Origin of the sequence: Psychromonas aquimarina ATCC BAA-1526 (assembly GCF_000428725.1) — a bacterium.
Lineage (GTDB): Bacteria > Pseudomonadota > Gammaproteobacteria > Enterobacterales > Psychromonadaceae > Psychromonas > Psychromonas aquimarina.
On record NZ_AUAM01000008.1, the window covers coordinates 23,247 to 36,777 of the forward strand.

Below are 13,531 nucleotides of genomic sequence, written 5' to 3' on the forward strand. Positions count from 1 at the left end.
TTATGCAATGCTCTGTGCTTCGGCATCGGTCAGGTAACGCCATTCACCCAAATCAAGTGAGCTGTCCAATTCAATACTGCCGATCTTCTCACGGTGTAATTCCACTACATGATTACCGACTGCTGCAAACATACGTTTAACCTGATGATATTTGCCTTCACTGATAGTCAGTAATACTTCTGTTTCTGAGATGATCTGCAGCTCGGCAGGTAAACAGGGTTTAGCTTCATTTTTCAGCTGTATGCCTTCTCGAAATAAAGCGACTGCATCTTCACCGACTGGCGCATTAAGGCCGACACGGTAGCATTTTGAGCATTTATTTCTAGGGCTGGTCACTTTATGCGACCATTGACCGTCATCTGTAATCAGGGTTAAACCTGTGGTATCTGCATCTAAGCGGCCGGCAATAAACAGCTGTTCACGTTTTTCTACATCAAGCAGATTTAAAATACTGGGAAGCTGCTCATCAACTGTTGAACAGATAAAGTCCGCTGGTTTATTAAGCATAATGTAACGTATACCGCGCACATTAATTACTTTTCCATCAAAACTGATCTGTTCATTTTCGGACACTTTATAAGCTGTGCTGCGGATCGTATTTTCTGAGCTGCTGATGCGCCCTTGAGTTATTGCCTTTTTAGCCTGGCTTCTGGTTAAAGTGGTCGACTGGCAGATGTATTTATCTAATCTCATTGGTTTCTTCTTTTAATAACTGTTTAACTGCACATTTAAGCTTACTCTGTGCTTCTTTTTTTCCGCTGTAATTGTGTTTTTTACACACTTCAGGCCAACTGTTGTTCTGTACTATTTTTTGTATTGTAAGCGACTGCTGCTCTTTGGTTAAGTTATTTAGGCTTGAGTTGATAACTAATTCGCTCAGCATCTGCTCAACATATTCGTAAGGACGGTTACCCTCTATATAACTAAGTAACTGCTCAGCTTTCGGATCAGTTTTTGAAAACTCATTTAATATGCTTAAAACCAGCTCTGCTTCTATATGCTGCAGGTGTCGACTCAGTTGGACAGGAAACTGCTGCTGAAACTGTTCCCGCACTGCGCTGTGTAATATTCTGCCTTTTTCGGACAGCGGCAGGTTAACAATAATGGAATGTGTGCCGCTGCTGCTGTCCCTAGTAGAGCCGATGCGTAAAGTGGTGAATGCCTGCTGCTGCCAGAATGCCAGTAAATCAGCAGTTGCCCCGAAACTGGCACAGATATGGTCAAATTGACTGCACTCAGCCCAGTTAATTAAGCGGCTTATAAACAGTTTACCTAATCCCTGATGCTGACATTCAGGGTGAACTGCAATTCGCTGGATACGTGCATAAGACTCACAGGCCGCTTGTTTAAAGGCGCAGTGAAAAGTGAGGGACTGAGCGATGAGATTTCCCTGTACACGACGACTTCCCAGCCATATTTTACTTGAGAGTTCTTCATCAAGCCCGCCTTCTTCATTAATAAGTGCTACCGCGAGAAGCTGCTTATTCTGTTTAATAATGAATATATGCAGAGAGCGGTCATTAAGTAGTTTTTCAAGGTCAGAAGGTTTAGTCTGATAGTGTGCCAGGACTAATAAAGAGAATACTTCCTGTAGAAGTGCTTTGTCTGATGCTAGCTGCAGAGCATTTAACTTTTCGAATTGAAGACTTTGCTTATTATTGTACAAAGGTTTTTCGCAAAGGCTTTTCGTTAAACATAAGCTGTTCAGGGTAAAGTTTTCCACAGGATCATTCTCGGCCCAGCGTATAGGCTGGTCGAGGTGAAGCTGACGCCACTGTGGTGCAATTTCATTTAAGCGTTTCTGAAAACGCAGAGCAAAACCCCGTCCGGATCCCTCATAACCATGCTGAGTGGTGGCAAAAACAACGCGGGAATAATGTTTTACCAGTGTCTCGAGTGTAGGTACAGGCAAAGCCGCCGCTTCATCAATCATCAGCAGATCACACTTTGGCTTCTCTGCAAGTAGACTGTCGGGAGCGATAAACTCGATAGACTTGTTTTTGTCGATAATTGCGAAGCAGTTGTTTTCGCTGTTATTTAATATCAGGTCTGCATGTTTAAAAAGTGTTGCCGTTGCCTGCTTGTTTGGTGCACAGACTAAAATTCGTTTACTGCCTCTTTTTAATAGCTCAGCCGCCGCAATACCCAGTGAAGCTGACTTGCCGCGCCCCCTGTTCGCGGTTAATACCAGAGGGCGTCGTCGATGGCCTGTTACTGTTTTGATTACGGCTTCAACGGCGGTCTGCTGCTGTGTCAGATTAAGCGGGTTGTTAATTGTGCTAACGCGGTGCGGGTATTCAAGATCGGGAAGAGGGTGATCCTGGCGGATCGTAATAAATCTGCAGGCAGACAGCTGCGAGCTGATATATTGATAGAAAAGATCTTCATCTGCTATTTCAGTCGGGCTAAGCAGAATCAATAATCCGCCGCCGCGTAATGTTCCTTCACAAGCTGCAAAGGCGTTTGCATCAAAGTGTTCAAGCGCATTAATGACCAGTAATGGTGTCTCTCGTCCCAGTATCTGTTTGAAAGAAGTGCTGCAGATTTCATCCGGAGCATTGCCGTACCAGAAGTAGGGCTGTGCCCGTTGTTTAATTAACTGAAGTGCTTGTGATAAACACCAGTCTGATTCACCCTGCAGGCGTAATAAGCAGCGATGGTTGTCTGCTGCAGCCAGGTGCTGGAGTGTATCTGCAAATGAAAGAATTGACGGCACTGGAGATCCTGTTCAGAGAAGCATTAATAGGCGCAGTATACCATCGTTAAACGGATTTTAGGTCAGCGTAGCGGTTAACTGCAGTTTGTAAATATCTTCATGAATAGTACACGAAGATCTTTATGCATATATTTTAAACAAAACACTAAGAAAAACTTGCATTAGTGCACAAATACTATATCATGCACCGCACTTGCCGATATGGTAAGCGGGCTAAAGCCCCATAACCAGTTCATAAGGTTATCAAAATGACTCCCGATTGGGGAGCTACTAGTTTGAATGAGCACTTGAGATCTATCTTGTATAGGTTGTCAGGTGTTTGTTTGTATGTTGTATTTTTAACTATTGGAGTTTTGGTCCATGCAGAACCAAAGAATCCGTATCCGCCTTAAAGCTTTTGATCATAAACTGATCGATCAATCAACGGCGGAGATCGTTGAAACTGCAAAGCGCACAGGTGCTCAGGTACGTGGTCCTATCCCACTACCAACTCGTAAAGAGCGTTTCACAATACTGGTATCACCGCATGTAAATAAAGATGCACGTGACCAGTATGAGATCCGCACTCACAAGCGCTTGATTGATATCGTAGAACCAACTGAAAAGACTGTTGACGCACTAATGAAGCTAGATCTAGCTGCTGGCGTTGATGTTCAAATCAGCTTGGGTTAGAAAGGAGTTTAAACAATGACAATCGGTCTAGTAGGTCGTAAAGTTGGTATGACTCGCATCTTCACTGAAGATGGTGTTTCTATCCCAGTTACAGTTCTTGAATGTTCACCTAACCGTGTTACTCAAGTGAAAACACTTGATACTGATGGCTACAACGCTATTCAAGTAACAGCTGGCTCAAAAAAAGCTAGCCGTGTAAACAAGCCGGAAGCTGGTCACTTTGCGAAAGCAGGTGTTGAAGCTGGCCGTGGTCTGTGGGAGTTTACTCTTGCTGACAACGAAGGTGCAGATATCAAAGTCGGTGCTGAGCTAAGCGTTGAGCTTTTCAACGAAAAAAATAAAGTAGACGTTACAGGTCAGTCTAAAGGTAAAGGTTTCCAAGGCGGTGTTAAACGCTGGAACTTTTCTATGCAGGACGCAACTCACGGTAACTCACTATCACATCGTTCAAATGGTTCGATTGGTATGTGTCAAACTCCGGGTCGTGTTTTCAAAGGCAAAAAAATGTCTGGTCATATGGGTGCTGAGCGTGTTACGACTCAAAACCTTGAAGTTGTTCGCGTAGACGTTGAACGCAACTTACTGCTCATTAAAGGTGCAGTACCTGGTGCGAAAAACGGCGATGTGTTCATTAAACCTGCTGTTAAAGCATAACCAAGGATCTAGTATGGAATTGGTATTGAAAGATGCACAAAGTGCTCTTGAAGTTTCTGACGCTACCTTTGGACGTGAATTCAATGAAGCCCTAGTACATCAGGTAGTCGTTGCATATGCAGCTGGTGCTCGTCAAGGTACTCGTGCTCAGAAGAACCGTAGCGATGTACGTGGTGGTGGTAAGAAGCCATGGCGTCAAAAAGGTACGGGCCGCGCTCGTTCAGGTACTATTCGCAGCCCAATCTGGGTTGGCGGTGGTGTAACTTTCGCTGCGCGTCCACAGGACCACAGCCAGAAAGTTAACAAAAAAATGTACCGTGGTGCAGTGAAAAGCATTCTGTCTGAATTAGTTCGTCAGGATCGTCTAATCGTTGTAGAAAACTTCAGTGTTGAAGCTCCTAAAACTCAAGAGCTGAAAGCTAAATTAAAAGAACTGGATCTTAAAGATGTTCTTATCATTACTGAAGAATTAGATGAAAATCTATTCTTAGCAGCACGTAACCTCTACAAAGTAGACGTTCGTGACGTTCAAGGTATTGATCCAGTTAGCCTAATCGCATTTGATAAAGTTTTAGTAACTGCTGATGCAGTGAAAAAGATTGAGGAGAGCCTAGCATGATCAGTGAAGCACGTTTACTGCAAGTTATCCTAGCCCCGCATATCTCTGAAAAGGGAACTTTATCTGCTGAAAACCATAACACTATGGTATTCAAAGTTGCAGGTACTGCGACTAAAGCAGAAATCAAAGCGGCAGTTCAGAAACTGTTTGAAGTCGAAGTTACTGGTGTTCGCACACTAAACGTGAAGGGTAAAACCAAGCGTACAGGTCAACGTATGGGTCGCCGCAGCGACTGGAAAAAAGCATACGTTAGCCTGGCTGAAGGTGCTGACATCGATTTCGCTGGCGCTGAATAGAGGAATTATAGATGGCTATTGTAAAATGTAAGCCTACGTCTCCAGGTCGTCGCCACTTAGTTAAAGTGGTAAATAACGATCTGCACAAAGGCAAGCCATACGCACCGCTTTTAGAGTCTAAATCTAAATCTGGTGGTCGTAATAATGGCGGTCGTATTACGGTTCGTCACATCGGTGGTGGTCACAAGCATCACTACCGTATTGTTGACTTTAAACGTAATAAAGACGGTATCCCGGCAAAAGTAGAGCGTTTGGAATATGATCCAAACCGTAGTGCAAACATTGCACTAGTTCTTTACGCTGATGGTGAGCGTCGCTACATCCTGGCTCCTAAAGGCCTGGTTGCTGGTGATCAAATCCAGTCTGGTGAAGATGCATCAATCAAAGTAGGTAACTGCTTACCGATGCGTAATATCCCAGTGGGTACAACAGTACATGCTGTAGAAATGAAACCTGCTAAAGGTGCACAAATTGCACGTTCAGCTGGTGCATACAGCCAAATTGTAGCTCGTGATGGTGCTTACGTTACTCTACGTTTACGTAGTGGTGAAATGCGTAAAATCCCTGCTGAGTGTCGTGCAACAATCGGTGAAGTTGGTAATGCAGAACATATGCTGCGTCAACTAGGTAAAGCTGGTGCTACGCGTTGGCGTGGTGTTCGCCCTACCGTTCGTGGTGTTGTAATGAACCCGGTAGATCACCCACATGGTGGTGGTGAAGGTAAAACAAGTGGTGGTCGTCATCCTGTTTCTCCTTGGGGTATGCCAACTAAAGGCTACAAAACTCGTAAGAACAAACGTACTGATCAGTACATTGTTCGTCGTCGTAATAAGAAATAAGCAGAGGTATCGCCATGCCACGTTCTCTCAAGAAGGGTCCATTCATTGACCTACACTTGCTGAAGAAGGTAGAGAAAGCGATGGAAAGCGGTGAGAAAAAGCCTATTAAGACTTGGTCTCGTCGTTCAATGATCATTCCAGATATGATTGGTCTGACCATCGCTGTCCATAACGGGCGTCAACACGTGCCAGTATTTGTAACCGACGAAATGGTTGGTCAAAAACTGGGTGAATTTGCACCAACTCGTACTTACCGCGGCCATGTCGCGGATAAGAAATCGAAGAAATAAGGGAAATTATGGAAGCTTTAGCTAAACATTTATTCGCTCGTTCTTCGGCACAGAAAGCGCGTCTGGTAGCAGATCAAGTACGTGGTCTTCCAGTAGAAAAAGCACTAGAACTTTTATCTTACAGCCCTAAAAAAGCGGCAGTATTGGTTAAGAAAGTTGTAGATTCTGCAATTGCAAACGCTGAGCATAATGAAGGCGCGGATATTGATGAGCTAGTAATCAGCAAAATTTGTGTTGATGAAGGTCCAACGATGAAACGCATCATGCCGCGTGCGAAAGGCCGTGCCGATCGCATCATGAAGCGTTCTTGCCATATCACAGTTGTGGTATCAGACAGGGGTTAAACAATGGGACAGAAAGTTCATCCTAACGGTATTCGCCTAGGTATCACTAAAGCATTTAGCTCTACTTGGTATGCAGGCAAGAAAGATTTCGCAGATAACTTATACAGTGACTTTGAAATCCGTAAATTCTTAACAGAGAAACTGAAAAATGCTTCTTTGTCTAAGATTACAATTGAGCGTCCGGCTAAAAGTGTTCGTGTGACTATTCACACTGCACGTCCAGGTGTTGTAATTGGTAAAAAAGGCGAAGATGTTGAAAAGCTACGCACAGCTATTGCTAAAATGGCCGGCGTTCCAGCTCAAATCAACATTTCAGAAGTTCGTAAACCTGAACTTGACGCAAAACTAGTAGCAGATTCTATCTCTTCTCAGTTAGAGCGTCGTGTAATGTTCCGTCGTGCTATGAAGCGTGCGGTACAAAATGCTATGCGTCTAGGCGCTAAAGGTATTAAAGTTCAAGTAAGTGGTCGTTTAGGTGGTGCAGAAATCGCACGTGCTGAATGGTATCGTGAAGGTCGTGTACCTCTACATACTCTTCGTGCTGATATCGATTACTCAACTTCAGAAGCGCTTACTGTTTACGGTATTATCGGTGTTAAGGTTTGGATCTTTAAAGGTGAAGTTCTAGGTGGTTTACCACTACAACAAGAACAACAGCCGTCTAAACCAAAGCGCAAAAGCCGCGGTAAGTAGGAGATACGCTAATGATGCAACCAAAACGTATGAAGTTCCGTAAAATGTTCAAAGGCCGCAACCGTGGTCTTTCGAAAGGTACGGAAGTAAGCTTTGGCGAATTTGGACTAAAAGCTGTCGGTCGTGGTCGAATTACTGCTCGTCAAATCGAAGCAGCACGTCGTGCAATGACTCGTCATGTAAAACGTCAAGGTAAAATCTGGATCCGCGTGTTCCCTGATAAACCGATTACCGGCAAACCGTTAGAAGTTCGTCAAGGTAAAGGTAAAGGTAACGTGGAATATTGGGTTGCTCAAACCCAACCAGGTAAAGTTCTTTATGAAATGGAAGGTGTTCCAGAAGAATTGGCTCGTGAAGCATTTGCTCTAGCAGCTGCTAAACTGCCATTGGCAACAACTTTCGTAACTCGTAAGGTGATGTAATGAAAGCTAACGAACTTAAAGAAAAAAGCGTTGAAGAGCTTAATGCTGAACTTCTAAACCTATTACGTGAGCAGTTTAACTTACGTATGCAGTTAAACACAGGTCAGTTAGCACAGGCACACTTGGTTAAACAAGTACGCCGTGACATCGCCCGTGTTAAGACAGTATTAAATCAGAAGGCAGGTGCGTAATGAGCGAATCTAAAACTCGTACTCTTCAAGCAAAAGTAATCAGTGCAAAGATGGATAAATCTATCGTTGTTGCTATCGAACGTAAAGTGAAGCACCCGTTATACGGTAAATTCATGAAGCGTACGACTAAGTTACATGCGCATGATGAAACTAACCAGTGTAGTGAAGGCGACGTTGTATTAATCAGCGAATGCCGTCCACTTTCTAAGACTAAGTCTTGGACATTGGTAGAAGTGGTAAGTAAAGCTTAATTCAAATTAAGCCTTATTTGCATATTTGAAAACGGCGCTCATTTTTGAGTGCCGTTTTTTTAGACTATCTTTCTATAAAAGTTGGTGGTATGATGCCGCTCCCTTCAAGAAAGGGAACACAACTCTTAGAAAGTAATTTAGCTAAATATAGCGGAGCACTGTAATGATCCAAATGCAAAGTGTGCTGGATGTCGCCGATAATTCAGGCGCTCGACGCGTAATGTGTATTAAGGTCCTTGGTGGCTCGCATCGCCGTTATGCAGCAATCGGTGACATCATCAAAGTTTCTGTAAAAGAAGCAATTCCTCGCGGTAAAGTGAAGAAAGGTGATGTTCACACAGCTGTGGTTGTGCGTACCAGAAAAGGTGTACGTCGTCCCGATGGTTCTGTAATTCGTTTTGACCGCAACGCCGCGGTTATGTTGAATGCACAAAACCAGCCAATCGGAACACGTATCTTTGGCCCTGTAACTCGTGAACTTCGTAATGATAATTTTATGAAGATTGTTTCACTGGCGCCAGAAGTACTGTAAGGAACCGAAAATGGCAGTAAAAATTAAATGTGACGATGAAGTAATTGTTATTACCGGTAAAGATAAAGGTAAAACTGGGAAAGTTTCTAAAGTTTTATCTAACGGTAAAGTAATTATTGAAGGTGTAAACACTGTTAAGAAACACCAAAAGCCAAACCCGCAAGCGGGCGTAACTGGTGGTATTATCGAACAGGAAGCACCAATCGAAGTATCAAATGTTGCGATCTACAACTCGGAAACGGGTAAAGCAGATCGTGTTGGATTTAGACTTGAAGACGGCAAAAAAGTACGTTTTTTCAAATCTAATAATGAACTTGTGAAGTAACTGGAGTTTACGATGGCGAAACTGCATGATTTCTATAAAGACAACGTGGTGTCTGATTTGCAAACGCAATTCGGCTATACGTCTGTCATGCAAGTCCCTCGAATAGAGAAAATCACCCTTAACATGGGTGTTGGTGAAGCACTGGCTGATAAAAAAGTCCTAGAGAACGCAGCGTCAGATATGGCAGCAATCTCAGGTCAAAAGCCGGTAATCACTAAAGCACGTCGCTCAGTGGCTGGCTTCAAAATTCGTGAAGGCTACCCGATTGGTTGTAAAGTAACACTACGTGGTTCGCGTATGTGGGAATTTTTTGAGCGTTTGGTAACAATCGCTATTCCACGTGTACGTGATTTCCGCGGCCTGAATGCTAAGTCATTCGATGGTCGTGGTAACTACTCTATGGGTGTACGTGAGCAAATCATTTTCCCTGAAATCGATTACGATAAAGTTGATAAAGTACGTGGTTTAGATATCACAATTACTACTTCAGCTAAGACTGACGAAGAAGGGCGTGCATTGCTTACTGCCTTTAACTTCCCATTCCGTAAGTAAGGTGTAAGTTATGGCTAAACAATCAATGAAAGCGCGTGAAGTAAAACGTGCGAAGCTAGTTGTTAAATACGCAGAAAAACGTGCGGCATTAAAAGCAACTATTAATGATATCAATGCAACTGACGAAGCTCGTTGGGATGCAGTGTTACAGCTTCAAACGCTACCTCGTGATTCAAGCCCGGTACGTAAACGTAATCGTTGTAACGTAACTGGACGTCCACATGGTTTTCTTCGTAAATTTGGCATGAGCCGTATTAAGGTTCGTGAGCATATGATGCGCGGAGAAATCCCTGGCCTTAAGAAAGCCAGCTGGTAATCAATTAAATCACGGAGTAAATAGTTATGAGCATGCAAGATCCTATTTCGGATATGCTTACGCGTATTCGTAACGGTCAAGCAGCAAGCAAAGTGTCTGTAAAGATGCCTTCTTCTAAGCAAAAAGTTGCAATTGCAGCTGTGCTTAAAGCAGAAGGTTACGTTACTGATTTTGTTGTTGCTGGTGACACAAAGCCTGAATTAGAAGTTACTCTTAAGTACTTCGAAGGCAAAAAAGTTATCGATACTTTAAAACGAGTTAGCCGTCCAGGTCTACGTATCTACAAAGGTGCGAACGATCTTCCTAAGGTTATGGCTGGTTTAGGTATCGCGATTGTTTCAACTTCTCAAGGTGTAATGACTGACCGAGCTGCGCGTAAAGCTAGCATCGGCGGTGAAATCATCTGTTACGTATCTTAAGGAGTAATCTATGTCTCGTATAGCTAAGGCACCGATTACTGTTCCTGCTGGCGTAGAAGTTAAAGTAAACGGTCAAGAGATCACTGTAAAAGGTGGTAAAGGCGAATTAGTTCGTACTCTTAATGATGCTGTTGTTGTTAAACAAGAAGAAGGTGTAATTACATTTGCACCTGTTGAAGGCGTGAAAGACGCCTGGGCACAAGCAGGTACTGCTCGTGCTAACGTTAACAACATGGTTGTAGGTGTAGCTGAAGGCTTTAAGAAGACTCTTCTTCTTCAAGGTGTTGGTTACCGTGCACAAGTTAAAGGCCAAGAGATCAACCTGACTTTAGGTTTCTCTCACCCTGTTGTTTATACATTACCTAAAGGCGTAACTGCGACGGCTCCTAGCCAGACAGAAATCGTTCTTGAAAGTTCTGATAAGCAGGAAGTAGGTCAAGTAGCTGCAGAGATTCGTGCATTCCGTCCGCCAGAGCCTTATAAAGGTAAAGGTGTTCGTTACGCTGATGAAAATGTGCGTCGTAAAGAAGCGAAGAAAAAGTAAGGTAAGACTATGGATAAGAAAGCATCTCGTCTTCGTCGTGCTACCCGCACACGTAAGAAATTGCAAGAGCTTGGTGCAACTCGTCTTGTGATAAACCGTACACCTCGCCATACTTACGCGCAGGTAATTACAGCAGACGCACAAGTCGTAGCAAGCGCTTCTACATTAGAAAAAGAAGTGCGTGCACAATTAAGCAACGGTGGTAACACAGAAGCAGCTCAACTAATTGGTAAATTAGTTGCAGAACGCGCGGTAGAGAAAGGAATTACTAAAATTTCTTTTGACCGTAGCGGTTTCCAATACCACGGTCGCGTAGCAGCACTAGCTGAAGCAGCTCGTGAAGCTGGTCTACAGTTCTAAGGGTACTGATGATGTCAAAAGTAGAATCTCAAACCGGTGATCTGAACGAAAAGCTAATCGCAGTAAACCGTGTTTCAAAAGTAGTTAAAGGTGGTCGCATCTTTAGCTTCACAGCACTAACAGTAGTTGGTGATGGTAGTGGTCGTGTTGGTTTCGGTTATGGTAAAGCACGTGAAGTTCCTGCAGCTATTCAAAAAGCTATGGAAAAAGCACGTCGCAATATCAGCGAAATCCAATTAAAAGGTAACACTCTGCAGCATCCTATCAAGGGCCGTCATTCTGGTTCTAAGGTATACATGCAGCCAGCATCTGAAGGTACTGGTATCATCGCAGGTGGTGCAATGCGTGCCGTATTAGAAGTTGTTGGCGTACAGAACGTACTTGCTAAAGCTTACGGCTCAACTAACCCGATTAACGTTGTTCGCGCTACGCTTGACGCACTAGAGAATATGAATTCTCCAGAGCAGATCGCGGCTAAGCGTGGTCTAAACGTTACTGATATTCTGGGGTAATTAAGCATGGCTACTAAAACGATTAAAGTAACCCAAACCAAAAGTGGAATTGGCCGTTTACCAAAGCACCGTGCAACATTAACAGGTCTAGGCCTGCGTCGCATCGGTCATACTGTTGAGTTAGAAGATACTCCAGCAGTACGCGGTATGGTTAATAAAGTTTACTATATGGTTAAGGTTGAGGGGTAATTATGAAACTAAATACTCTATCTCCGGCAGCCGGCTCTAAGCCTGCTGCTAAACGTGTAGGTCGTGGTATCGGCTCTGGACTTGGCAAAACTTGTGGCCGCGGTCATAAAGGTCAAAAGTCTCGTTCAGGCGGTTCTGTTCGTCCAGGTTTTGAAGGCGGTCAAATGCCTTTGAAACAGCGTTTACCAAAATTTGGTTTCACATCACGTAAATCTCTTGTTAGCGGTGAAGTTCGTCTGAACGAAATTGCTAAAGTTGAAGGTGATGTAGTAACTATTGAAACGCTGAAACAGGCAGGTCTACTTGTAAACACTGTTAAGTTTGCAAAAGTAGTTCTATCTGGTGAAATCTCTCGCTCAGTTACAGTACAGGGTCTTCGTGTAACGAAGGGTGCACGTGCTGCAATTGAAGCTGCGGGCGGAAAAATCGAGGAATAATAGGTAATGGCTAAGAAACCAGGATTAGATCCAAAAGCAGTACAAGGCAGTAATTTAAGCGAACTTAAAACACGACTTTTGTTTGTTTTAGGCGCAATTTTAGTGTTCCGTATGGGCTCTTTTGTTCCAATTCCTGGTATTGACGCCGCTGTCCTAGCTGATTTATTTCAGCAGCAAAAGGGTACCATCATAGAGATGTTTAACATGTTCTCTGGTGGTGCGCTTGAGCGTGCATCTATCTTTGCACTGGGTATTATGCCGTATATTTCGGCATCGATTATTATCCAGCTGTTGACGGTTGTTCATCCTCCTTTAGCTGAGCTGAAGAAAGAGGGCGAATCTGGTCGTCGTAAGATAAATCAATATACACGCTACGGTACTTTGGTATTAGGTACATTCCAAGCAATTGGTATTGCTACTGGTTTGCCGACAATGATGCCTGGACTTGTTGAAAATGCAGGTCTGAGCTTCTATGTAACGGCAGTTGTGAGCTTAGTGACAGGAACAATGTTCCTTATGTGGCTGGGTGAGCAAATAACTGAGCGCGGTATCGGTAATGGTATTTCTATCATTATCTTTGTAGGTATTATTGCAGGTCTTCCTCAAGCAATTGGGCAGACTGCAGAGCAGGCGCGACAAGGTGAACTTCATCTTCTAGTGCTTTTAGCATTAATCGTTATCGTATTTGCGACAACGGCATTTGTTGTATTTGTTGAACGTGGTCAGCGACGTATCGTTGTTAACTACGCAAAACGTCAACAAGGGCGTAAAGTTTTTGCTGCTCAAAGCACGCACCTTCCATTGAAATTGAATATGGCTGGTGTAATTCCTGCAATCTTTGCCTCGAGTGTTATCTTATTTCCTGGTACAATCGCTGCCTGGTTTGGTCAGACTGAAGGTTTAAGCTGGTTATCGGATGTTTCTCTGGCGCTACAGCCGGGACAACCGCTGCATATGATGTTATATGCTGCCGCAATTATCTTCTTTTGCTTCTTTTATACTGCACTTACGTTTAATCCACGTGAAACGGCAGATAATCTGAAGAAAAGCGGTGCCTTTATTCCAGGAATTCGTCCCGGAGAACAAACATCACGTTACATTGATAAAGTGATGACTCGCCTGACATTAGCAGGTGCGTTATATATTACCTTTATCTGTTTGATTCCCGAGTTTATGATGGTTGCAATGAATACGCAGTTCTACTTCGGTGGTACTTCGTTATTAATTATCGTTGTTGTTATCATGGACTTTATGGCACAGGTACAGACTCATTTGATGTCTAATCAATATGATTCTGTCTTGAAAAAAGCTAACTTGAAAGATTACGGCAAATAAGCCGGTCTGATAGTTATACTAAC

At 43.5% G+C, this 13,531-nt stretch carries 24 protein-coding genes; 22 read left to right on the plus strand and 2 right to left on the minus strand.

Translation table 11 applies throughout. From position 1 onward, the window contains the following. Complete coding sequence (gene rsuA / locus G337_RS0101220) at nt 1–693, minus strand: 16S rRNA pseudouridine(516) synthase RsuA (protein WP_028862258.1); 693 nt, start codon at nt 691–693, stop codon at nt 1–3. After that, nucleotides 680–2,716 (minus strand): tRNA(Met) cytidine acetyltransferase TmcA, encoded by a 2,037-nt coding sequence (locus G337_RS0101225; RefSeq protein WP_028862259.1) that lies wholly within the window; start codon nt 2,714–2,716, stop codon nt 680–682. Before G337_RS0101225 ends, rsuA begins: the two co-directional genes overlap by 14 nt. A 360-nt stretch (nt 2,717–3,076) precedes the next feature. Between G337_RS0101225 and rpsJ the strand changes: the two genes are divergently transcribed. The 22 genes from rpsJ to secY all read left to right on the plus strand — a co-directional run bounded on the left by rpsJ (nt 3,077) and on the right by secY (nt 13,508). Beyond that, nucleotides 3,077–3,388: a 30S ribosomal protein S10 gene (rpsJ, locus tag G337_RS0101230; RefSeq protein WP_011771756.1), complete on the plus strand. Its 312-nt coding sequence runs from the start codon at nt 3,077–3,079 to the stop codon at nt 3,386–3,388. 15 nt (nt 3,389–3,403) lie between these two features. Then, the gene (rplC, locus tag G337_RS0101235; protein WP_028862260.1) at nt 3,404–4,042 is read left to right on the plus strand and encodes a 50S ribosomal protein L3; all 639 of its coding nucleotides are present in this window, start codon (nt 3,404–3,406) and stop codon (nt 4,040–4,042) included. Nucleotides 4,043–4,055: 13 nt separating this feature from the next. Then, nucleotides 4,056–4,661, plus strand: a complete 606-nt coding sequence (gene rplD, locus G337_RS0101240; RefSeq protein ID WP_028862261.1) for a 50S ribosomal protein L4 — start codon at nt 4,056–4,058, stop codon at nt 4,659–4,661. Continuing rightward, nucleotides 4,658–4,957: a 50S ribosomal protein L23 gene (rplW, locus tag G337_RS0101245; RefSeq protein WP_019613677.1), complete on the plus strand. Its 300-nt coding sequence runs from the start codon at nt 4,658–4,660 to the stop codon at nt 4,955–4,957. The genes rplD and rplW overlap by 4 nt, the downstream gene beginning before the upstream one ends. Before the next feature lie 11 nt (nt 4,958–4,968). Further along, nucleotides 4,969–5,796, plus strand: a complete 828-nt coding sequence (rplB, locus tag G337_RS0101250; RefSeq protein ID WP_028862262.1) for a 50S ribosomal protein L2 — start codon at nt 4,969–4,971, stop codon at nt 5,794–5,796. Between the two features lie 14 nt (nt 5,797–5,810). Next, nucleotides 5,811–6,086: a 30S ribosomal protein S19 gene (rpsS, locus tag G337_RS0101255; protein ID WP_019613679.1), complete on the plus strand. Its 276-nt coding sequence runs from the start codon at nt 5,811–5,813 to the stop codon at nt 6,084–6,086. Between the two features lie 8 nt (nt 6,087–6,094). Continuing rightward, a complete protein-coding gene (rplV, locus tag G337_RS0101260) occupies nt 6,095–6,430 on the plus strand; it encodes a 50S ribosomal protein L22 (protein WP_019613680.1) in 336 nt (111 codons plus the stop codon). Between the two features lie 3 nt (nt 6,431–6,433). After that, nucleotides 6,434–7,123 carry a 30S ribosomal protein S3 gene (gene rpsC, locus G337_RS0101265; protein ID WP_028862263.1) on the plus strand — a complete coding sequence of 230 codons (690 nt, stop codon included), beginning with the start codon at nt 6,434–6,436 and terminating at the stop codon, nt 7,121–7,123. Between the two features lie 11 nt (nt 7,124–7,134). Then, a complete protein-coding gene (gene rplP / locus G337_RS0101270; protein WP_019613682.1) occupies nt 7,135–7,545 on the plus strand; it encodes a 50S ribosomal protein L16 in 411 nt (136 codons plus the stop codon). Beyond that, entirely contained in the window at nt 7,545–7,736 is a 192-nt protein-coding gene (gene rpmC, locus G337_RS0101275; RefSeq protein ID WP_019613683.1) for a 50S ribosomal protein L29, read from the plus strand. The genes rplP and rpmC overlap by 1 nt, the downstream gene beginning before the upstream one ends. Next, nucleotides 7,736–7,987 (plus strand): 30S ribosomal protein S17, encoded by a 252-nt coding sequence (gene rpsQ / locus G337_RS0101280; RefSeq protein WP_019613684.1) that lies wholly within the window; start codon nt 7,736–7,738, stop codon nt 7,985–7,987. The genes rpmC and rpsQ overlap by 1 nt, the downstream gene beginning before the upstream one ends. A gap of 163 nt (nt 7,988–8,150) precedes the next feature. Beyond that, entirely contained in the window at nt 8,151–8,519 is a 369-nt protein-coding gene (gene rplN, locus G337_RS0101285; RefSeq protein ID WP_019613685.1) for a 50S ribosomal protein L14, read from the plus strand. Between the two features lie 10 nt (nt 8,520–8,529). Further along, nucleotides 8,530–8,844 carry a 50S ribosomal protein L24 gene (gene rplX, locus G337_RS0101290; protein WP_028862264.1) on the plus strand — a complete coding sequence of 105 codons (315 nt, stop codon included), beginning with the start codon at nt 8,530–8,532 and terminating at the stop codon, nt 8,842–8,844. Nucleotides 8,845–8,856: 12 nt separating this feature from the next. Next, nucleotides 8,857–9,396, plus strand: coding sequence for a 50S ribosomal protein L5 (gene rplE / locus G337_RS0101295; protein ID WP_019613687.1), 540 nt, complete (start codon nt 8,857–8,859; stop codon nt 9,394–9,396). A gap of 10 nt (nt 9,397–9,406) precedes the next feature. After that, complete coding sequence (gene rpsN, locus G337_RS0101300; protein WP_028862265.1) at nt 9,407–9,712, plus strand: 30S ribosomal protein S14; 306 nt, start codon at nt 9,407–9,409, stop codon at nt 9,710–9,712. A 26-nt stretch (nt 9,713–9,738) separates the two neighbouring features. Then, a complete protein-coding gene (rpsH, locus tag G337_RS0101305) occupies nt 9,739–10,131 on the plus strand; it encodes a 30S ribosomal protein S8 (RefSeq protein ID WP_028862266.1) in 393 nt (130 codons plus the stop codon). A 10-nt stretch (nt 10,132–10,141) separates the two neighbouring features. Then, nucleotides 10,142–10,675 (plus strand): 50S ribosomal protein L6, encoded by a 534-nt coding sequence (gene rplF / locus G337_RS0101310; protein ID WP_028862267.1) that lies wholly within the window; start codon nt 10,142–10,144, stop codon nt 10,673–10,675. A 9-nt stretch (nt 10,676–10,684) separates the two neighbouring features. Beyond that, complete coding sequence (gene rplR / locus G337_RS0101315) at nt 10,685–11,035, plus strand: 50S ribosomal protein L18 (RefSeq protein WP_028862268.1); 351 nt, start codon at nt 10,685–10,687, stop codon at nt 11,033–11,035. Between the two features lie 11 nt (nt 11,036–11,046). Beyond that, nucleotides 11,047–11,547 carry a 30S ribosomal protein S5 gene (rpsE, locus tag G337_RS0101320; RefSeq protein WP_028862269.1) on the plus strand — a complete coding sequence of 167 codons (501 nt, stop codon included), beginning with the start codon at nt 11,047–11,049 and terminating at the stop codon, nt 11,545–11,547. Nucleotides 11,548–11,553: 6 nt separating this feature from the next. Then, nucleotides 11,554–11,736 carry a 50S ribosomal protein L30 gene (rpmD, locus tag G337_RS0101325; protein ID WP_028862270.1) on the plus strand — a complete coding sequence of 61 codons (183 nt, stop codon included), beginning with the start codon at nt 11,554–11,556 and terminating at the stop codon, nt 11,734–11,736. 2 nt (nt 11,737–11,738) lie between these two features. Continuing rightward, nucleotides 11,739–12,173, plus strand: a complete 435-nt coding sequence (gene rplO / locus G337_RS0101330) for a 50S ribosomal protein L15 (RefSeq protein ID WP_028862271.1) — start codon at nt 11,739–11,741, stop codon at nt 12,171–12,173. Nucleotides 12,174–12,179: 6 nt separating this feature from the next. Next, the gene (gene secY, locus G337_RS0101335; RefSeq protein ID WP_019613695.1) at nt 12,180–13,508 is read left to right on the plus strand and encodes a preprotein translocase subunit SecY; all 1,329 of its coding nucleotides are present in this window, start codon (nt 12,180–12,182) and stop codon (nt 13,506–13,508) included. Nucleotides 13,509–13,531: the final 23 nt, after the last annotated feature.